The organism is Pseudoponticoccus marisrubri, from assembly GCF_001482405.1.
GTDB classification, from domain to species: Bacteria; Pseudomonadota; Alphaproteobacteria; order Rhodobacterales; family Rhodobacteraceae; genus Pseudoponticoccus; species Pseudoponticoccus marisrubri.
In genome coordinates this window covers 166,290-183,350 of record NZ_LPXO01000001.1, presented here as the reverse complement: position 1 = coordinate 183,350, position 17,061 = coordinate 166,290, and the positions used below count along the sequence as shown (strand labels likewise).

At 65.9% G+C, this 17,061-nt stretch carries 14 protein-coding genes, 3 tRNA genes and 2 pseudogenes; 11 read left to right on the top strand and 8 right to left on the bottom strand.

The features are described 5' to 3' along the window. The first annotated feature begins 89 nt into the window (after positions 1-89). The 5 genes and pseudogenes from AVJ23_RS00925 to AVJ23_RS00895 form a co-directional block, all read left to right on the top strand. Entirely contained in the window at positions 90-656 is a 567-nt protein-coding gene (locus AVJ23_RS00925; RefSeq protein ID WP_240484476.1) for an HU family DNA-binding protein, read from the top strand. Between the two features lie 19 nt (positions 657-675). Continuing rightward, positions 676-750 (top strand) — tRNA-Val (locus AVJ23_RS00920). Between the two features lie 728 nt (positions 751-1,478). Next, a tRNA-Val gene (locus AVJ23_RS00910) sits at positions 1,479-1,554 on the top strand. A 92-nt stretch (positions 1,555-1,646) separates the two neighbouring features. Continuing rightward, positions 1,647-2,564: a DUF6538 domain-containing protein gene (locus AVJ23_RS00905; protein WP_058860271.1), complete on the top strand. Its 918-nt coding sequence runs from the start codon at positions 1,647-1,649 to the stop codon at positions 2,562-2,564. Positions 2,565-2,592: 28 nt separating this feature from the next. Continuing rightward, a pseudogene (locus tag AVJ23_RS00895) lies at positions 2,593-3,542 on the top strand (IS3 family transposase); the annotation flags it as partial. 263 nt (positions 3,543-3,805) lie between these two features. On the opposite strand, the gene AVJ23_RS22125 reads toward AVJ23_RS00895, so the two are convergent. After that, positions 3,806-4,819, bottom strand: coding sequence for an IS110 family RNA-guided transposase (locus AVJ23_RS22125; protein WP_084794186.1), 1,014 nt, complete (start codon positions 4,817-4,819; stop codon positions 3,806-3,808). Between the two features lie 70 nt (positions 4,820-4,889). Between AVJ23_RS22125 and AVJ23_RS00890 the strand changes: the two are divergent. After that, a pseudogene (locus AVJ23_RS00890) lies at positions 4,890-5,126 on the top strand (integrase core domain-containing protein); the annotation flags it as partial. 439 nt (positions 5,127-5,565) lie between these two features. On the opposite strand, the gene AVJ23_RS00885 reads toward AVJ23_RS00890, so the two are convergent. After that, positions 5,566-5,642, bottom strand: a tRNA-Met gene (locus AVJ23_RS00885). A gap of 129 nt (positions 5,643-5,771) precedes the next feature. Between AVJ23_RS00885 and eutB the strand changes: the two genes are divergently transcribed. The 4 genes from eutB (at position 5,772) to AVJ23_RS00865 (ending at position 10,291) form a co-directional block, all read left to right on the top strand. Continuing rightward, positions 5,772-6,776, top strand: a complete 1,005-nt coding sequence (gene eutB / locus AVJ23_RS00880) for a hydroxyectoine utilization dehydratase EutB (protein ID WP_058860270.1) — start codon at positions 5,772-5,774, stop codon at positions 6,774-6,776. Further along, positions 6,766-7,743: a cyclodeaminase gene (locus AVJ23_RS00875; RefSeq protein WP_058860269.1), complete on the top strand. Its 978-nt coding sequence runs from the start codon at positions 6,766-6,768 to the stop codon at positions 7,741-7,743. The genes eutB and AVJ23_RS00875 overlap by 11 nt, the downstream gene beginning before the upstream one ends. 228 nt (positions 7,744-7,971) lie before the next feature. Beyond that, entirely contained in the window at positions 7,972-9,342 is a 1,371-nt protein-coding gene (locus AVJ23_RS00870; RefSeq protein ID WP_058860268.1) for an aspartate aminotransferase family protein, read from the top strand. Between the two features lie 58 nt (positions 9,343-9,400). Next, the gene (locus AVJ23_RS00865) at positions 9,401-10,291 is read left to right on the top strand and encodes a LysR family transcriptional regulator (RefSeq protein WP_058860267.1); all 891 of its coding nucleotides are present in this window, start codon (positions 9,401-9,403) and stop codon (positions 10,289-10,291) included. On the opposite strand, the gene maiA is transcribed toward AVJ23_RS00865, so the two are convergent. Together maiA and AVJ23_RS00855 are read right to left on the bottom strand one after the other, a co-directional pair. Further along, positions 10,288-10,935 carry a maleylacetoacetate isomerase gene (gene maiA / locus AVJ23_RS00860; protein ID WP_058860266.1) on the bottom strand — a complete coding sequence of 216 codons (648 nt, stop codon included), beginning with the start codon at positions 10,933-10,935 and terminating at the stop codon, positions 10,288-10,290. The two genes, AVJ23_RS00865 and maiA, sit on opposite strands and share 4 nt — an antisense overlap. Beyond that, positions 10,932-11,627, bottom strand: a complete 696-nt coding sequence (locus tag AVJ23_RS00855) for a fumarylacetoacetate hydrolase family protein (protein ID WP_058860265.1) — start codon at positions 11,625-11,627, stop codon at positions 10,932-10,934. Before AVJ23_RS00855 ends, maiA begins: the two co-directional genes overlap by 4 nt. A 157-nt stretch (positions 11,628-11,784) precedes the next feature. Here AVJ23_RS00855 and AVJ23_RS00850 point away from each other — a divergent pair, with 157 nt between their 5' ends. Then, positions 11,785-12,564, top strand: coding sequence for a bestrophin-like domain (locus AVJ23_RS00850; RefSeq protein WP_058860264.1), 780 nt, complete (start codon positions 11,785-11,787; stop codon positions 12,562-12,564). A 114-nt stretch (positions 12,565-12,678) separates the two neighbouring features. Here AVJ23_RS00850 and AVJ23_RS00845 read toward each other — a convergent pair whose 3' ends face one another. From AVJ23_RS00845 to AVJ23_RS00830, 4 genes are all read right to left on the bottom strand, one after another. Further along, positions 12,679-13,962, bottom strand: a complete 1,284-nt coding sequence (locus tag AVJ23_RS00845) for a flavin-dependent oxidoreductase (RefSeq protein WP_058860263.1) — start codon at positions 13,960-13,962, stop codon at positions 12,679-12,681. A gap of 369 nt (positions 13,963-14,331) precedes the next feature. Then, positions 14,332-14,928: an SDR family oxidoreductase gene (locus AVJ23_RS00840; protein WP_058860262.1), complete on the bottom strand. Its 597-nt coding sequence runs from the start codon at positions 14,926-14,928 to the stop codon at positions 14,332-14,334. Positions 14,929-14,951: 23 nt separating this feature from the next. Then, entirely contained in the window at positions 14,952-15,566 is a 615-nt protein-coding gene (locus tag AVJ23_RS00835; RefSeq protein ID WP_058860261.1) for a glutathione S-transferase family protein, read from the bottom strand. Further along, on the bottom strand, positions 15,563-16,939 hold the full coding sequence (locus tag AVJ23_RS00830) for an NAD-dependent succinate-semialdehyde dehydrogenase (protein ID WP_058860260.1): 1,377 nt from the start codon (positions 16,937-16,939) through the stop codon (positions 15,563-15,565). Before AVJ23_RS00830 ends, AVJ23_RS00835 begins: the two co-directional genes overlap by 4 nt. Positions 16,940-17,061: the final 122 nt, after the last annotated feature.

Sequence of the window (17,061 nt, the reverse complement as noted above, 5' to 3'; positions counted from 1 at the left end):
TGTGGTTTTTTCGTCTAGACTGAGGGGTGAGCGAAACGCTCTCCCGCGCTTTGCGCGGAGACAAAAACGAACCGAGCAGAGACAGGCCAATGAGCACCACATCCAAGACCACGACGCGCCGTCGTGCGTCGACGACGTCGACGAGCACCCGGTCGCGGACGTCCTCCGCCAAATCCGCCACCCCGCGCAGCAAGCCGGCGGCGCCCACCGAGGCCCCGACCGAGGTCGTGGCCACCGTGACCGAGGATTTCCGCGTTCCGCAAACGGCCATGCCCGCACCCGAGGCGCCGCTTGCCGCCCCGGAGGCTGCCGAGCCCGAGCTTGTGAAACCCAGCGAGAAGGCGCCCCAGAACCCCAATGTCGAGGTGCTGCCGATCGAGCCGCAGCCCGAGATGAAGAAGAAGGAGCTGGTCGAACTCGCCGTCGAACGCAGCGGCGTCAAGAAGCGCGACGCCAAGCCCGCCATCGAGGCGGCGCTCGCCGTGCTGGGCGAGGCGCTCTCCGACGGGCGCGAGCTGAACCTGCCGAATTTCGGCAAGCTCAAGATCACGCGCATGAAGAAGGGCGACAACGGCCAGATCATCAACGCCCGCGTGCGCCAGCCCGAACACGTCGAAAATACCCCGACAGACCCTCTTGCACACGCCGCGGAGTAACGCTAAACCGCGCGTCACCGGGTGATTAGCTCAGTGGTAGAGCGCTTCGTTCACATCGAAGATGTCAGGAGTTCGAATCTCTTATCACCCACCAGAATTCCGGATCCCCCTCGGGTGATCCACCGAAAGACCCAGACGGCGCACCGGCACCCCCGGCGCGCCGTTTTTTTGTTGCGTGGCAGCCCCTGCAGGGAATCGTGCCGAGCGTGCGGCAGGGCGGCCCATGACCGCGTGACGGAGCTGTGCGACGCATACACGCGCTTGCATTCCCGGCGGATCAAATTTCACAAGCCGTTCAATGACATGACCTGGGTCAAGGTGCGCGGAGCGTATTAATGCTATTTTTGGAATGTGTATTGAGGAAAGGATGATCCATGACAGGAAACGGAATCGCGACAATGGTCTTGACGATTGCGATCCTCGGGCTGACGGCCTGCACAACGTCCAGATACGAAAGCAGACCGGGTAGGGACATTGTTGTCAATGGCAGGACCTACCAGACGCAAGACGTCTATGACGTCGAGGAAAGCATGCAATCGACGGAAAGAGAGCTCGTCTGGACCGAGGTTTGGGTCGGGAATTCATGGCACAGATGTTCGCCGTCCTGCAGCGTGGTCGTGGACCGGGTGCTGCGGGAGAGCCGCAGAGATGAAGGCGGAAGTTCCTGATCACCCAATTGCTCGGGAGCAGGGCGCGTTGCGCCCTGCTCTGTAGGGCTGGTGCATCGACTTCAGTTTCGAAGGGACGGCACCCAACCACGCAAGCAAACCAACAAAGCGGTCTTGCACAGCCCGCACGCTTTCGCTATCCCGACGCGGCCCCGGGTGATTAGCTCAGTTGGTAGAGCGCTTCGTTTACACCGAAGATGTCGGGAGTTCGAGTCTCTCATCACCCACCACTCTAACGCATTGAAATCGTACAGCTTCCTGTTAGTCAGGACCATGCGCCGCCTCCATTGGTACATAGAGGTGGTACATAATGAGATGCACGATGCCACAGCCCGTCCTGATCGGATCGACCTACTACCTGCGTGTTATTGTCCCCCGTGAGCTGCGGAATCGCGCGGCGGGCACAGTTGTGGCATTGCCCATCGGTGATCGTTTGAGCCGCCTCACGCTCAACACCCGTGCCAAGGTTTCGCTGAGGACCAAGGACTGGCCCGAGGCGAAGAGACGCTACTCGCAGGCGCTGGCCGCGCTGGAGGACCACTGGGAAACGCTTCGGCGCGGCCCGGGCAGTCTCACCCACAAGCAGGCGGTCGCCTTGGCCGGTGAGGTGGTCGGGGTATTTGTCGAAGCCTTCGATGAGGATCCCAAGACACCCGAAATGTGGGAAAACATCGAGGCAGTGGACCTAGCTGCGAGAAAGGGTCGTAGCAATCCACTCGCAGTGCCCACGGAAGAGTCCAAAGCCCGCGACGTCGAACGGCGCTTCGGAGCCCTGACAGACGCCACGCTCGAACGACGAGGTCTGGTTGTCGATCCGGTATCCCGAGTCAGGTTGTTGCAGCGCGTCGCCGTCGCCATGGAAGACGTGGCACGTGTCAACGGAGCGCGAGCAAGGGGCGATTACTCTGAGACTGACGTAGTGGACAAGTATCCGGCCTATGTACCGAAGACCGAGGCTTCAAGAGAGCAGGCTCGCGAAGCCACGGACAAGACGTTTGCAGACGTGATCGATGCGGAGGTCGCGCGGCGTGCGGCGGGTCGTGATGCCAAGCCCATGTCCAGCAGCGCCGAGCGAAAGTACCGGCGAGCAGCTGACGAGTTCGCTTCGCACCGCAAGAGCAAGAACGTCGGAACCGTCACAGTCCGCCAGGCTGATGAATGGATGAGGACGATGCTGGAAGGCGGCAAGCTGTCCAACACGCCTGACCTGCCCCCCGGAAGTTCCCTCGTCGTGATGTAGAGTCTGCCACTCTGAAGGAGCAGACGACATGAGGAAAAGCCGTTTTACCGAGGCGCAGATCATCGGGATGATCAATGAACAGGGTTGAAGCGTGAAGCGATTGATCCAGTGGATCAATCGTAGCGCCGAACGGAATGCCGACTTCCGAGGTGTGTCGCAGGCACGGGCTCAGTCCGGCCATTCTTTTACAAGCTGAAGTCCAAGTATGGCGGCATGGACTTGTCCGATGCCAAGCGGCTGAGGCAGCTGGAGGACGAGAATGCCGAGCTGGCGGATGCGATGCTGGACAACGTCGTGCTGAAGGATCTCCTGGGAAAACCCTGACGACACCGAAGGCGCGGCGGGACGCGGCACTGAAGGCGATGCGGGATCATGATCTCTCGCAGCGCCGGGCCCGCATCCTGGTCGATGTTGATCCGAAGACGGTGGGGCGGGAGCGTCCGCCCGACAACCCGGATATCCGCAAGGAGATGGGCAGGATCGCCGAGAAGCGGCGGCGGTTCGGCGATCGCCGCATTGGCATCCTGCTCGAGCGCAAGGGGATCACGATGAACCACAAGAAGCTTCTACCGCCTGTATCGGGAAGAAGGCCTCTCAATCCGCCGCAGACGCGGCCGCAAGCGCGCCCGCGGCAGCCGAACTCCGATGCCCGAAGCGCTGCGCCCGAATCAACGCTGGTCGATGGACTTCGTTTCCGACACCTTCGGAGCGTCGCGCCGGTTCCGGATCCTCGCCGTGAACGATGACTGCCGTCGCAAAAACCTCGCCCTGATTGCCGACACCAGCATCTCGGGCGACCGCGTCACGCGGGGACTGGACGCGCTGGTGCGGCTCCATGGCAAGCCCGGCTGCATCGTCAGTGACAACCGCACCGAGTTCACCAGTCGGGCGATCCTGAGATGGGCAGACGAGAACATCGCGCCGTGGCATTACATCGACCCCGGCAAGCCGCAGCAGAACGCCTTCGTGGAGAGCTTCATATATAGACGGTCCTGCAGGCGCAAGTGTCTTGATCGCAATGTCCATCGGCGGGTGCGTTCATGTATTCGGCCTGTTTGTGCAGCCTGAACATGACTGCTGGCCCTGATGGTGTCCGCAGATCGAGGCCTCATCAACGGGACGCGCTCTGGCGCGCTTAAAGCTCTCCGGGCTTTCTCGATCCTCAGCTCTGCCGATTTGCCATCTCGCTGTCATTGCACATGTGCCATCTTGTTGTGCCTTCGGTGAATTAAGTTTTGCAGTTATGCGGCCCGGTAAACTTCACCAGTCGTGAGCATGGCCCATATGGCTCGTGCCAACTTGTTTGCAACGGGGACGGCAACGACCATAGGTCGGCGTCTCTGGAGCAATGCTTCTATCCATGGGCCATCAACGCGTGAACGCGCCTTAGGATAGCGCACGACTGTTCGAGCCCCCAAGACCAATAGATGACGGAGGTATCGGTCCCCTTGCTTGGTGATGCCACCAAGCCTGGTTTTTCCTCCAGATGAATTCTGTCTCGGCGTCAGGCCAAGCCAGGCGGCAAACTCACGGCCTGATCTGAAAGCTGATGGGTCGGGGATTGCGGCGGCGAAAGCAGTTGCTGTGATCGGCCTGATCGCTGGTACAGTCGCCAGCAAGCGGCAGATCGCGCTATTTTTGTGGATCTCTGCCAATCGGGCATCAATGCTGTCAATCTGCTGGTTCAGCGCATCCAGTTGGCCGATGAGAGCGTCCAAGGCAAAGCAAGCATCATCCGGCAGGTCCTTCCTCAACTCATCTAACTTGGTGATCAGCGTATCCACCCGATGTCTGCCTTGGGCGACGATGACGCCATATTCAACCAAATGTGCTCGAAACGCATAAGCTGCCATGGTGCGTTGTCGAACCAGAAGCCCTCTGGCCCGATGGAGCATCAAAAAGGCTTGATCCTCTCGTGATTTGATCGGGAAAAAACGCATGTTCGGACGGTTCACTGCTTCACAAATGGCAGCGGCATCTGAAGCATCATTCTTTGCCCCGCGCCGCACAAAGGGTTTGACGTAGCCGGGCGGAATGAGACGGACATCATGTCCAAGCCCTTGTAACTGACGTGCCCAATTGTGGGCAGTCGCACAAGCTTCGATACCGATCAGACAAGGCGGTAACGCCTCAAAGAATGGCAACAGCTTGCGCCGCGCAAGCTTCTTGCTGTCAATGGTGTGGCCCGACGCATCGGCGACATGGACGTGAAAAACGTTCTTGGCCAGATCGAGGCCAACGGTGGTTGGGGTCATGGGAAAGCTCCTCTTGCAATGCAGGACCAGCATACGGTCCCTTCTCAGGAGCGGGGCCGTATTCCCCATCAACGGCAGCCTGCGAGACGAGCTGCTCAACGAGGAGCTTTTTGATAGCCTCGGCTATGCGCAGCGGAAGCTGGCCCTGTGGCGCTACGACTACAACACGGTCAGGCCGCACTCGTCCTTGGGCAACCAGACGCCACAGAAAGCGCGCCGAGCGCTTGAGCAATTTGAGGACTCCGCGCCCGGCGCGCTTGCCCAACCCGAAACAGACCACTATCAACCCCAAGGACTCTCGTCATGAACGAGGGACGACCGGGGGGGGGCAGGTCAGTGATAAGACAACCGCAACAGTTTATATCGGATGGTGACCGCCTTCACGTCGCGATAGATGCTGGCGCGAGACCGTTGAAGCATTGATACCAGACCGGAAATGGTGACGAGGTTTTCGTTCAGTGCTTTTTCAGCGTCTACGCCGTTCTCCCCTCTGCTTGTGGAAGGGAGGTCGGATTGGACGCCGTAAGGTAGAAAAAAAGAAACCTGCGATGGGGCGAAAAATCCTCGGCGCCTGTGACGCAGGCTCCTGGCTGCCATCAACGTCCTCGAAGATTCTGTCGGAACGGTGTCCGGGCCATCTTTCTTACGGAGCCGCATTGGGCAACCCCGGCGCAACCTCAAACAAGTGGCGGCCGTCTGTCTGTACCAACCAAGTACAGGGAATTGTCTGATATTACTAGATATTTTGGTAGCGGAGGAGGGACTTGAACCCCCGACACGCGGATTATGATTCCGCTGCTCTAACCAACTGAGCTACTCCGCCAGACCGTGCGCGGTCTCTAAGGCTGGCGGCCGGGGAGGTCAAGACAAAAAATCAGCCGATCCCGAGGCTCCGCCATCGCGTGACATTCGGGCGCGGCTGGGGTTCACTCGGCCCGTGAAAGGAGGTCCGATGACACTCACCCTTGCCGATATCCTGCGGGCCCGACAGGTGCTGCGCGGGCGGGCGGATGCCACGCCGCTGGTGCCGTCTCCCTTCATGTCCGCGCGGACCGGGACGCCGTTCCTGCTCAAGCTGGAGAACATGCAGCCGATCGGGGCGTTCAAGCTGCGCGGCGCGCTCAGCGCCGTGGCCGCGCTGCCCGAGGGCACGGCGGGCGTCACCTGCTGCTCGACCGGCAATCACGGGCGCGGCGTCGCCTTTTCCGCGGCCGAGCGCGGCCTGCGCGCGGTGATCTGCATGTCCGAGCTGGTGCCGCAGGCCAAGGTGGACGGCATCCGCGCGCTGGGGGCCGAGGTGCGGATCCGCGGGCAGAGCCAGGACGATGCGCTGGCCGAAAGCCGCAGGCTGGTGGCCGAGGAGGGGCTGGTCGAGATATCGCCTTTCGACGACCCGCAGGTGATCGCGGGGCAGGGGACCATCGGGCTCGAGATGCTCGAGGCGCGGCCCGACCTGCAGACCCTGCTGGTGCCGCTCTCGGGCGGCGGGCTGGCGGCGGGTGTGGCGCTGGCGGCCAAGGCCATCAAGCCCGGCATCCGCGTCGTCGGCATCACGATGGAGCGCGGCGCGGCGATGGCGGCCTCGATCGCGGCGGGCCACCCGGTCGAGGTCGAGGAAGTGGCCTCGCTGGCCGACAGCCTGGGCGGCGGGATCGGGGCCGGGAACCGGCTGTCCTTCCCGCTCTGCCGCGACCTGCTGGACGAGACTGTGCTGGTCAGCGAGGAGGAGATCTACCACGCCATGCAGGTGCTCTATTACGAGGACCGGATCGTGGCCGAGGGGGCCTGCGTGGTGGGGCTGGCCGCCTGCCTGTCGGGCAAGCTGGAGCCCGAGGGGCCGACAGCCACGATCATCACCGGGCGCAACCCGGATATGGGCCTGTTCACCCGGGTGATCACCGGGCAGGACGTGGTGCTGGGCGATCTGACCGTGAAGGGGCACCCCTATGGGACATGACATCCGCATCGTGACCGAGGCGCAGCTGCGCGAGATCGTGGCGCTGGACCGCGACTTGGTCGACGTGATCGAACGCGGCTTCGTCGCGCTGGCGGCGGGCGAGGTGGTGATGCCGCCGATCCTGTCCATGGACCTGCCGCAAGTGAATGGCGAGGTCGATGTCAAGACGGCCTGGATGCCCGGGGTCGAGGGGTTCGCCATCAAGGTCTCGCCCGGGTTCTTCGACAACCCTGCGCTGGGGCTGGCCTCGCTCAACGGGCTGATGGTGCTGCTCTCGGCCCGGACGGGGCTGGTGCAGGCGGTGTTTCTCGACAATGGCTACCTGACCGATATCCGCACCGCCGCCGCCGGGGCGGTGGCCGCACGACATCTGGCCCCCGCGACGGTCGAGACGGCGGGCGTGCTGGGCACCGGCGTGCAGGCACGGCTGCAGATGCAGGCCGCGCATCTGGAGCGGCCCTTCCGGCGCGTTCTGGTCTGGGGGCGCGACGCGGCCAGGGCGCAGGCCTGCGCGCGGGACCTGGCCGAGACGCTGGGTATCGAGGCGCAGGTCGCCGCGACGCCCGAGGCGGTGGTCCGCGACAGCCAGCTGGTGGTGACCACCACGCCCAGCCGCACGCCGCTGGTGCAGGCCGACTGGCTGCATGACGAGCTGCTGGTCACTGCCATGGGCGCCGACCAGGCGGGCAAGACCGAGATCGCGCCCGCGGCGCTGGAGGCAGCCGGTCTCTATGTCTGCGACCGGGTCAGCCAGGCCCGGGTCTCGGGCGAACTGGAAGGCGCCTTGGCCGCCGGGCTGATGCAGGACGTGGTGCCGCCGGAGCTGGGCGCGCTGATCGGGGCCATGCCGGCACCGCGGCCGGGCTGCATCATCTGCGACCTGACCGGCACCGGGGTGCAGGACACGGCGATTGCCACGCATGTGCATGCGCGTCTCGGTGACGCGGGCAGCGTCATCGCGGTCTAGCATCGGTCGCGGCACTGGTCATGGCGCGCGCGCTGCGCTAGGACGGGGACAGCCCTGGCAATAAAGGCATTGCGCGCTGCTGCACGGGTCGCCGGGGCCATCTGCGTCACCCGGTCCCCGGCGCCGCCGCCCGCATCGCGGGTCCCGCGCCGGGACCACGGCGCGGCCCCATCCAGTGATGAAACGCATCGGGCGCCCCGTGACGCGGGGGGCCGCAGGAGGTGACACATGCTCAAGAACGACCGGCTCGACCAGTGGGACCGCGAGAACTTCTTCCATCCCTCGACGCATCTGGCGCAATTCGCCCGCGGCGAGGCGCCCAACCGCATCGTGACGGGCGGGCATGGCTGCCATATCGAGGATCGTGACGGCAAGCGGCTGCTGGACGGGTTCGCCGGGCTCTACTGCGTGAACGTGGGCTATGGCCGGCCCGAGATCGCCGAGGCCATCGCCACGCAGGCCAAGGAGCTGGCCTATTACCACGCCTATGTGGGCCACGGGACCGAGGCCTCGATCACCCTCTCCAAGATGGTGCTGGACCGTGCGCCCGACCACATGTCCAAGGTCTATTTCGGCCTGTCGGGCTCGGATGCGAACGAGACCAACATCAAGCTGGTCTGGTACTACAACAACATCCTCGGCCGTCCCGAGAAGAAGAAGATCATCTCGCGCTGGCGTGGCTATCACGGCTCGGGGCTGATGACCGGCTCGCTGACGGGGCTCGAGCTCTTCCACAAGAAGTTCGACCTGCCGCTGGCGCAGGTGCTGCACACCGAGGCGCCCTATTTCTACCGCCGCCCCGACCCGGCGATGGACGAAGCCGCCTTTGTCGCCCATTGCGTGTCCGAGCTGGAGGCGCTGATCGACCGCGAGGGCGCCGACACGATCGCCGCCTTCATCGGCGAGCCGGTGCTGGGCACGGGCGGCATCGTGCCGCCGCCCGCCGGCTACTGGGACGCCATCCAGGAGGTGCTGGCCAAGCATGACATCCTGCTGATCGCCGACGAGGTGGTGACCGGGTTCGGCCGGCTGGGCAGCATGATGGGCTCCACCCATTACGGGCTGAAGCCTGACCTCATCACCATCGCCAAGGGGCTGACCTCGGCCTATGCGCCGCTCTCGGGCTCCATCGTTTCCGACAAGATGTGGAAGGTGCTGGAGCAGGGCACCGACGAGAACGGCCCGATCGGCCATGGCTGGACCTACTCCGCGCACCCGGTGGGCGCCGCGGCAGGCGTGGCCAACCTTCAGCTGATCGACGACCTGAACCTCGTGCAGAATGCCGGCGAGGTGGGGGCCTACCTGAACGCCGCGATGACCGATGCGCTGGCCGGCCATGCCCATGTGGGCGAGGTCCGCGGCGAGGGCCTTCTCTGCGCGGTGGAACTGGTCAAGGGCCGCGAGGGACCGGCCTTCTTCGATCCCGCCGACAAGGTGGGCGCCAAGGTGGCCGGGGCGCTGATGGAGCGCGGCGTGATCGGGCGCGCCATGCCGCAGGGCGACATCCTCGGCTTCGCGCCGCCCTTCTGCCTGACCCGGGCCGAGGCGGACGAGATCGCCGGCAAGACCGCGCAGGCCGTCGCCGAGGTGCTGGGCTGAACCTGAGCCTTGGGCGGCGCGGACAGGCTCCGCGCCGCCCCGACCGGCGGAGGCGCGCGTGATCGCCAAGCTGGAAATGCTGATCGCGCTCGCGCAGGAGCGCCATTTCGGCCGCGCGGCCGAAAGCCTCAATATCACGCAGCCCACATTATCCAGTGGTATCAAGCAGCTCGAGGCGCAGCTGGGCGTCAAGCTGGTACAGCGCGGCGCGCGGTTTCGCGGCCTGACGCCCGAGGGGCAACGCGCGCTGGAAATGGCGCGCAGCATCGTGGGCGAGACCAAGCGCCTGCGCGACGAGATGCGCTATTCCACCCATGGCCCCTCGGGGCAGATCCGGCTGGCGGTGATCCCCACGGCGCTGACCTGGGGCGCCCGCCTGGCCGCGCGCTGCACCGAGGCGCATCCCGGGCTGCGCTTCTCGGTGCGCGCGGCCAGCTCGCAGGAGATCCTGCACATGCTCGAAGCGCTCGAATGCGATGCCGGGATCACCTACCTCGACAACGAGCCGCTGGGGCGCGCCGCGACGCAGGCGCTCTACCGCGAGACCTACACGCTGGTCTGCCACGCCGATGACCCGCTGGCCGGTCGCGCGTCGCTCGGCTGGGACGAGCTGGCCGGGCAGCGGCTCTGCCTGCTGACGCCCGACATGCAGAACCGGCGCATCATCAACCGCAACTTCATGGAGGCCGGGCTGGACATGGTGCCGGCGCTCGAGGCGAGCTCGACCGTGGTGCTGGTTGCCACCGTGCGGCAAGGCGGCTGGGCGACGATCCTGCCCACCGACCTGGCCGGCTTTCTCGCCGCCTCGCCCGAGCTGCGGGTCGTGCCGCTGACCGGTGGCCATGCGGCCCATGCGGTGGGGCTGGTCGCGCCCGCGCAGGAGCCGCAGACCCCGACGCTGCGCGCCCTGTTCGACGCGGCCGCGAAGCTGGGCGGTGGAAGCGGCTAGGTCGCGTCGGGCTGCGCATCGGGCGCGGCACGGCGGAACGCGTCCAATTGGTCCAGTGCCGCGAAGATCCGGGCGATGGTCGGCCAGCGCGCCGTTTCGATGTCGAAGCGGCGGTTGTTCCAGACCTGCGCGTAAAGGCAGATATCGGCCAGCCCGGGCATGGCTCCATGGCAATAGCGCCCGGTCTCGGCCGCGCCCGCCAGCATGGTTTCGAGCGCGTCAAAGGTCTCGGTCACCCAATGCGTGAACCACTGCGCCTGCGCCGCCGCATCGGCCCCGAACTGGCGTTCAAGCTGGCGCAGCACGCGCAGGTTGTTCAGCGGATGCACCTCGCAGGCGATCATGCCGGCCAGCGCCCGAACCCGCGCCCGCCCGCCCGCATCGGCGGGCAGCAGCGGCGGGGCGGGGTATGTCTCGTCCAGCCATTCGATGATGGCCAGTGATTGGGTCAGGTGGTGGCCGTCAGAGGTCTCGAGCACGGGCACCAGCCCGGCGGGGTTGCGGGCCAGGAAATCGGGCTGGCGATGCGCATCATCCCGCAGGGCATAGGCGACATAGTCATAGTCCAGCCCCTTGAGATTCAGCGCCGCGCGCAGCCGGGTCGAGGTGGAGGAGCGGAAGTAGTTGTGCAGCCGCAGCGTCATGCCCGTTCGGCGATGGTGGTGGTCACCTGGCCGAGCCCCTCGATCGAGACGGTGCAGACATCGCCCGGCACCAGCGCGGCCACCCCGGCCGGCGTGCCGGTCATCACCAGGTCGCCGGGCCGGATCTCGACCGCGGTGCTGAGAAAGGCGATGATGTCGGGCACCGCCCAGATCATGTCGGCCAGGTCGCCCTCCTGCCGGGTCTCGTCATTGACCTCCAGCGCGATGCGGCCCGTTTCGGGATGGCCGACGCGCGCGACCCGGTGCAGCGGCCCGATCACCGCGGCGCGGTCGAAATTCTTGGCCCAGTCCCAGGGGCGGCCCGCCGCCTTGGCCTCGGCCTGCAGGTCGCGGCGGGTCAGGTCGTTGCCGCAGCCATAGCCCCAGACATGGGCCAGCGCGGTCTCGCGCGGGATGTCGCGCCCGCCCTGACCGATGGCGATGACCAGCTCGGCCTCGTGATGCAGGTCGTTGGTCAACGACGGGTAGGGCAGGGTGGCGCCGTCATCCACCACCGTGTCGGCGGCCTTGGTAAAGAAGAAGGGTGGCTCGCGATCGGGATCCTTGCCCATCTCGCGCGCATGGGCCGCATAGTTGCGCCCCACGCAGAAGATCCGGCGGACCGGGAAGCGGTCCGCCTCGCCGGCTACGGCGACCGAGGGCGGGGTGGGCGGATCGAATATGAAACCCATGGGCATGTCTCCTGCAGCGCGCCGGCGCGCATGCCGGCCCTCCCGGTTCTGGGCAGTTTTGCAGGTCATGGCAAGGGCATGGCGCCGCATGGGCGCGGGCGGTCTTGCCAAGCGCGGCGAAAGCGGCTGTGCTCGCCCCGTAAAAGCGGAGCCTTCGATGAGCCTGTCCTCTGTCCTCTTGCCGGTCCTATTCATCGGCGGAACCATCGCCCTCGCCTGGATCGTCTATTTCACCCTGCGTTGGCTGTCGGGCGCGCGTTTTGCCGAGGACACGCAGACCTTGGCCGGATCGGTGATCATCCGGGTGGCCGCGCTGCACGGGCTGATCCTGGCGCTGGTCTTCGCGCAGGAGATGGTCGACTACCACTCGCTGCGGAGCAACCTCGTGGCCGAGGCGACCGCGGTGGCCGATATCTACAACGACATCCGCCGCTATGGGGGCGAGGCCGAGACCGAGGGGGCAATCCAGAACGCGCTGTCACGCTACACACGCATCGTGGTCGAGGAGGAATGGCAGCTGCTCTCAGAGAACCGCCCGCTGAGCGCCGAGGGCTGGATCCTGCGCGAGACCATTTACCTGGGCGTGCTGGACCTGGTGCCCGAGACGCCGCGGCAGGAGGATCTGCGCCGCCACATGGTCGCCAAGGCGCAGCTGATCGCCGAGCTGCGCCAGGAGCGCGAGAACACGGCCCTGCACGCGGTCAACGCGCTGTTCTGGATCGCGGCGCTGGCCGGCGTCGTGCTGGTGACCGTGCCTTATTTCGTCTTCTCGCCGACGCGCCTGCACCTGCTGCTGCTCAGCATCTACGGGGCGTTCAGCGGGCTGGTCATGTTCATCATCTACGCCTTCGCCGATCCGTTCGACACGCCCGGGGCTCTGGAACCCGTGGCCTTCGAGCGGCTGCTGGAGGGCGAGATCGGCCAGCGCGGCGGGTGACAGTCCGCGCGACCCGGGTCCGGCCGGGGGTGCAAGAATTTTGCGAAAATTCTTGCAAATTTCGTGCACGAAATTTGGGTGCGCCCGTGGCGGCGGACGGTCCGGACCCGCCGGTCAGCCCGGTGTCGCGGGCAGCGTGGCGCCCTGTGGCAGCGAGCGGGGCGCGGCGTTCAGCGTCTCGATCGCGAAGCCGGCGGCGCGCTTGTAATCGGCCATGAAGGCGCGGCGCTCCTCGGGCGGAATGACCTCGTCGATATGGGTGAACTGGCCGCGGCAGCGCTCGTCGACGAGGTCGAGCAGGCCGAAGGGCCCCGCGCCGCGATTGCGCAGGACCAGCTGGGACACCGGCCCGCAGAGCTCGGCATCATAGGCGGCCAGCGCAGCCGGCGTCAGCCCGTGCGCCAGAAAGTGACGTCCCAGCGCCACCGCGTCGATGACCGCCTGGCTCGCCCCGTTCGATCCGGTCGGGTACATGGCATGGGCCGCGTCTCCCATCAGCGCGACCGGGCCGTCCACCCATGTGGGCACCGGGTCGCGGTCGATCATCGGGTTCTCGTAGGCGATCTCGGCCGATGCAAGCAGCGCGGGGACATCGAGCCAGTCATAGCGGAACTGCGCAAAATGATGGGCGAAGCTGTCGATCTCCACCGGGCGGAACCAGCCGCTCTTCTCCCAGCCGCGCGTGTCCTCCAGCGTCAGCTCGGCGATCCAGTTGATATCGGCCAGCCCGTCCGCGTCCGGTTGCGAGATCGGGTAGATCACCATGCGGTGGCGATGCGTGCCAAGGCCCACGAAGCTCGACCCCGTGCGGATGGGCCGGGCCCGCGTGACGCCCCGCCACATCAGCGCGCCGCCCCAATGGATCGGCGGCTGGTCGGGATGCATCTGCGCGCGGATGGCCGAGTGGATGCCCTCGGCGCCGATCAGCAGGGTGGCGGGTTCGGCAAAGGGCCCGTCGGGCCCGTCGCCCAGCACCGTCACGCCACCGTCGCTGTCCTTTCGGTAACCCGTCACCTTGCACCCCGTGCGCAGGATATCGGGCCCGGCCCGCCGGATCAGCGCATCGCGCAACAGCATATGGAAGCGGCCGCGATGCACGGCGTATTGCGGCCAGTTGTAGCCGGCATGGGTTCCGCGCGGCTCGGCATGGATCTCCCGCCCGTTCAGGCCGACCAGCGCCCATTCGCGCACCGGCAGCCCGACCCGGTCCAGCGCCTCGGGCCCGATGTCCAGGTCGAACAGCTCGCGCACCGCGTTGGGCTGCAGGTTGATGCCCACGCCCAGCGGCTTCAGCGTGTGCACCTGCTCGAGGACCAGGCAGGGCACGCCGATCCGGTGCAGGACCAGCGCCGCCACCAGCCCCCCGATCCCGCCACCCGCGATGATCACTTTCTTCATGGCTTTCGGCTCCCCGTTTGTGCAGGCCGGCTGATCGGACCTGAAATCGCGTCTTCAGGGCAGGATCGGCGTTTTCCGAACCGCGCGCAATGCGGTGAGCGTTTTATGCGCGTCATGGCCGTTGCCGGGTTGGCTCCGGTAGAATGAGATTACTGCGTGTTATGGGGGATCATGGACGGGCGGGGAGGTGCGGTCGCAAGAAAGGTGTTCTTCAGGCTATTGGAAAAAGCCCGACGGGAACCCACAAACCAGAAATTCGTGTCCAGACCGGCTTTGGAAGCTGTCGGAACACGGCCGTTAATTGATCTAAAGGCCCGACCGGCGGGCGCCCGGCGGATCATGAATGAAACTGCCGGGCGCCCCGAGCGGTCACGCGGATTGCATGTCCAGCGCCTGGTTGTCGAGCTTGCCGGTCGTGGCGGCCTCGGCGAGGACCGCGGCGACGTCGGCGCGGCTGGCCTCGGCGCGCATGTCGACCTGGTCGCCGAGGATGACCGCGTCGCTGCGGCCGTCATCGGTCAGGGCGACCGGGCGCAGGATGGCGTAGGTCAGGCCGGACTGCTTGAGGTGCTCGTCGGCGGCGTGCTTGGCCTCGAGGTAATGGGCCAGCTTGCCCGACGGGTTGCTCTGGTCGGCGCCGATCGAGCTGAGCATGACGAAGCGCTGCGCCCCGGCCTGCTTGGCCAAATCCACCAGCCGCTGCGCGCCGTCGCGATCGACTTTCTGAGTCATCTCGGGCCCGGTCGACGAGCCGGAGCCCGCGGCAAAGACCACCACGTCGGCCCCGTCGCACACACCGGGCTGCAGGTCGGTCAGGTCGGCCTGCCGCTGCTGCGTGCCCTCGGGCAGCACGCTCGTGTCCGAGCCCTCGCGGGTCAGTGCTGTGACGGTATGGCCCTGTGCCAGCAGGTCCTGTGCGACAAGGCGGCCGGTCTTGCCGGTCGCGCCGGCGATGAGGATGTTCATGGTCGTTGCTCCTTTCGATGTCATCAAGCGGGGGGCGCCATGGGCCCGGCGGCCTGCGTGGCCGAGATGTAGCCGGGCTGCTCCTGCAGCGCCTCCCAGTAGGCGGCGACCGTCGGGTGGTCGCCCAAAAGGTCCATCCGCGCCAGCAGCGCGACGATGTAGGACAGCTGGATATCCGCCAGCATGGCGCGCTTGCCGAACAGCAGCGGGCCATCGCCGATGGCCTGCGTGAGGTAGTCGAGATGCGTGTCCAGCGCCGTCTTGGCCGGCTCGGGCACGGGCTGGCCCTGAAAGGCGGGCAGGATGGCCTGCAGCGCAACCTCGGCCAGCGAGGCCTCGACATAGTCGAACAACGCCTCGTGTCGCCAATAGGCGGGGGTGCCGGGCGGCGGCGTATGGCTGTGATCGCCGTATTTCGCCACAAGGTAGCGCAGGATGGTCGCGGATTCCGCGAGCATCATCCCGTCATCCTCGATCACCGGCGACTTGCCCAGCGGGTGCACGCGGGACAGCGCCTCGGGCGCGCGGAACGCCTTGGTGCGTTCATAGTCGATCCGGTCGCAGGGCTTGCCGAGATCGGCCAGCAGCCACAGGACGCGGGTGGCGCGCGAATAGTTCAGGGCGTGCAGCGTGATCATGGCAGGAAGATCGCTTTCGTATTGACGAATTCCTTCATGCCGAAGCCGCCATGTTCGCGCCCGTAGCCCGAATCCTTGACCCCGCCGAAGGGCATGTTGGGATCGGCCGCGCCAAAGGAATTGATCCGCACCATGCCGGTGTCGAAATGGTCGCGGGCGAGCTTGAGCGCATGGTCCTCGTCGGTGCAGAAGATGCCGCCGCCCAGGCCGTAACGGCTGTCATTGGCCAGCCGCATCGCGTCTTCGTCATCCTTGGCGCGGATCACCGAGGCAACGGGGCCGAAGATCTCGTCGTCATAGGCGGGCATGCCCGGGGCAACTTCGGCCAGCACGGTGGCCGGGTAATAGGCGCCGGTGCCCTCGGGCGCCGCGCCGCCGCACAGTACCTTGGCCCCCTTGGCGACGCTTGTCTCGACCTGCTCCTTGACGGTCTCGAACTGGTCGTCGCTCGAGAGCGGGCCGAGCTGGACATCGTCATCCATGGGATCGCCCATGCGGATCGCCTTCATCTGCTCGACAAAGGCCGCGACGAAGCTGTCATGGACCTTGTCGGCCACGATAAAGCGCTTGGCCGAGACGCAGGTCTCGCCATTGTTGTAGAGCCGCCCCATGACCGAGTATTTCACAGCTGTCTCGATATCGGCATCCTCGAGCACCATGTAGGCGTCGTTGGAGCCGAGCTCGAGCACGGTCTTCTTCAGCGCCTTGGACGCCACGCTGCCCACGTGACGGCCCGCGCCATCGCTGCCGGTCAGGGTCACGCCGCGCACATGGGGATGCTCGATCAGCCGGTCGCTGGTGTCATGGTCGATCAGGATGACCTGGAACAGGTCCTCGGGCAGGCCGGCCTCGATGCAGAGCTCGCGCAGGCGCAGGCCCGAGCCGGTGCAGATCGTGGCATGTTTCAGCACGCAGGCATTGCCGGCCATCAGGTTGGCGGCGAGCACGCGCACCGGCTGGTAGAGCGGGAAGTTCCACGGCTGGATCGAGTAGATCACACCGAGCGGCTGGTAGGTGACGACGCCGCGCGAGCCATTGCGGCCATGCGTGCGCTCCTCGTCGGCCAGCACGTCGGGCCCGTGCTGCGCGGTGTATTCGAAGATCGCGGCGCAGATCTCGACCTCGAGCTTGCCGTCGCGCAACAGCTTGCCGGTCTCGCGCGTCATCAGCTCGGCCAGCTCGTCGGTATGCGCGCGCAGCACCTCGGCGATCTTCGTCAGGTAGGGCGCGCGCTCGGCATGGGACAGCCTGCGCCAGTCCAGAAAGGCGGCATGCGCGGCCTCGAGACGCGACACGGCTTCCTGCTCGGACATCAGGGGATAGGTTTCGATCGTCTCGCCCGTGGCGGGATTTCGCGTGGTGATCGTCGACATGTTCACTCCTGGCTCGTTGGCCCAAGCAACACGCTGCAGCTGCAAAATGTTCCCGCAATCACGGCATCGGTATGATCGGGCCGTAGAAACATGGTCGATTCGGGCGCAAGCGGGCGCGCGAC

What these genes read in the sequence shown, in the direction of transcription:
- AVJ23_RS00925 (WP_240484476.1), top strand. Translation starts at nt 90, where the DNA reads ATGAGCACCACATCCAAGACCACGACGCGCCGTCGTGCGTCGACGACG.
- AVJ23_RS00905 (WP_058860271.1), top strand. Translation starts at nt 1,647, where the DNA reads ATGCCACAGCCCGTCCTGATCGGATCGACCTACTACCTGCGTGTTATT.
- AVJ23_RS22125 (WP_084794186.1), bottom strand. Translation starts at nt 4,819, where the DNA reads ATGACCCCAACCACCGTTGGCCTCGATCTGGCCAAGAACGTTTTTCAC.
- eutB (WP_058860270.1), top strand. Translation starts at nt 5,772, where the DNA reads ATGACACTCACCCTTGCCGATATCCTGCGGGCCCGACAGGTGCTGCGC.
- AVJ23_RS00875 (WP_058860269.1), top strand. Translation starts at nt 6,766, where the DNA reads ATGGGACATGACATCCGCATCGTGACCGAGGCGCAGCTGCGCGAGATC.
- AVJ23_RS00870 (WP_058860268.1), top strand. Translation starts at nt 7,972, where the DNA reads ATGCTCAAGAACGACCGGCTCGACCAGTGGGACCGCGAGAACTTCTTC.
- maiA (WP_058860266.1), bottom strand. Translation starts at nt 10,935, where the DNA reads ATGACGCTGCGGCTGCACAACTACTTCCGCTCCTCCACCTCGACCCGG.
- AVJ23_RS00855 (WP_058860265.1), bottom strand. Translation starts at nt 11,627, where the DNA reads ATGGGTTTCATATTCGATCCGCCCACCCCGCCCTCGGTCGCCGTAGCC.
- AVJ23_RS00850 (WP_058860264.1), top strand. Translation starts at nt 11,785, where the DNA reads ATGAGCCTGTCCTCTGTCCTCTTGCCGGTCCTATTCATCGGCGGAACC.
- AVJ23_RS00845 (WP_058860263.1), bottom strand. Translation starts at nt 13,962, where the DNA reads ATGAAGAAAGTGATCATCGCGGGTGGCGGGATCGGGGGGCTGGTGGCG.
- AVJ23_RS00840 (WP_058860262.1), bottom strand. Translation starts at nt 14,928, where the DNA reads ATGAACATCCTCATCGCCGGCGCGACCGGCAAGACCGGCCGCCTTGTC.
- AVJ23_RS00835 (WP_058860261.1), bottom strand. Translation starts at nt 15,566, where the DNA reads ATGATCACGCTGCACGCCCTGAACTATTCGCGCGCCACCCGCGTCCTG.
- AVJ23_RS00830 (WP_058860260.1), bottom strand. Translation starts at nt 16,939, where the DNA reads ATGTCGACGATCACCACGCGAAATCCCGCCACGGGCGAGACGATCGAA.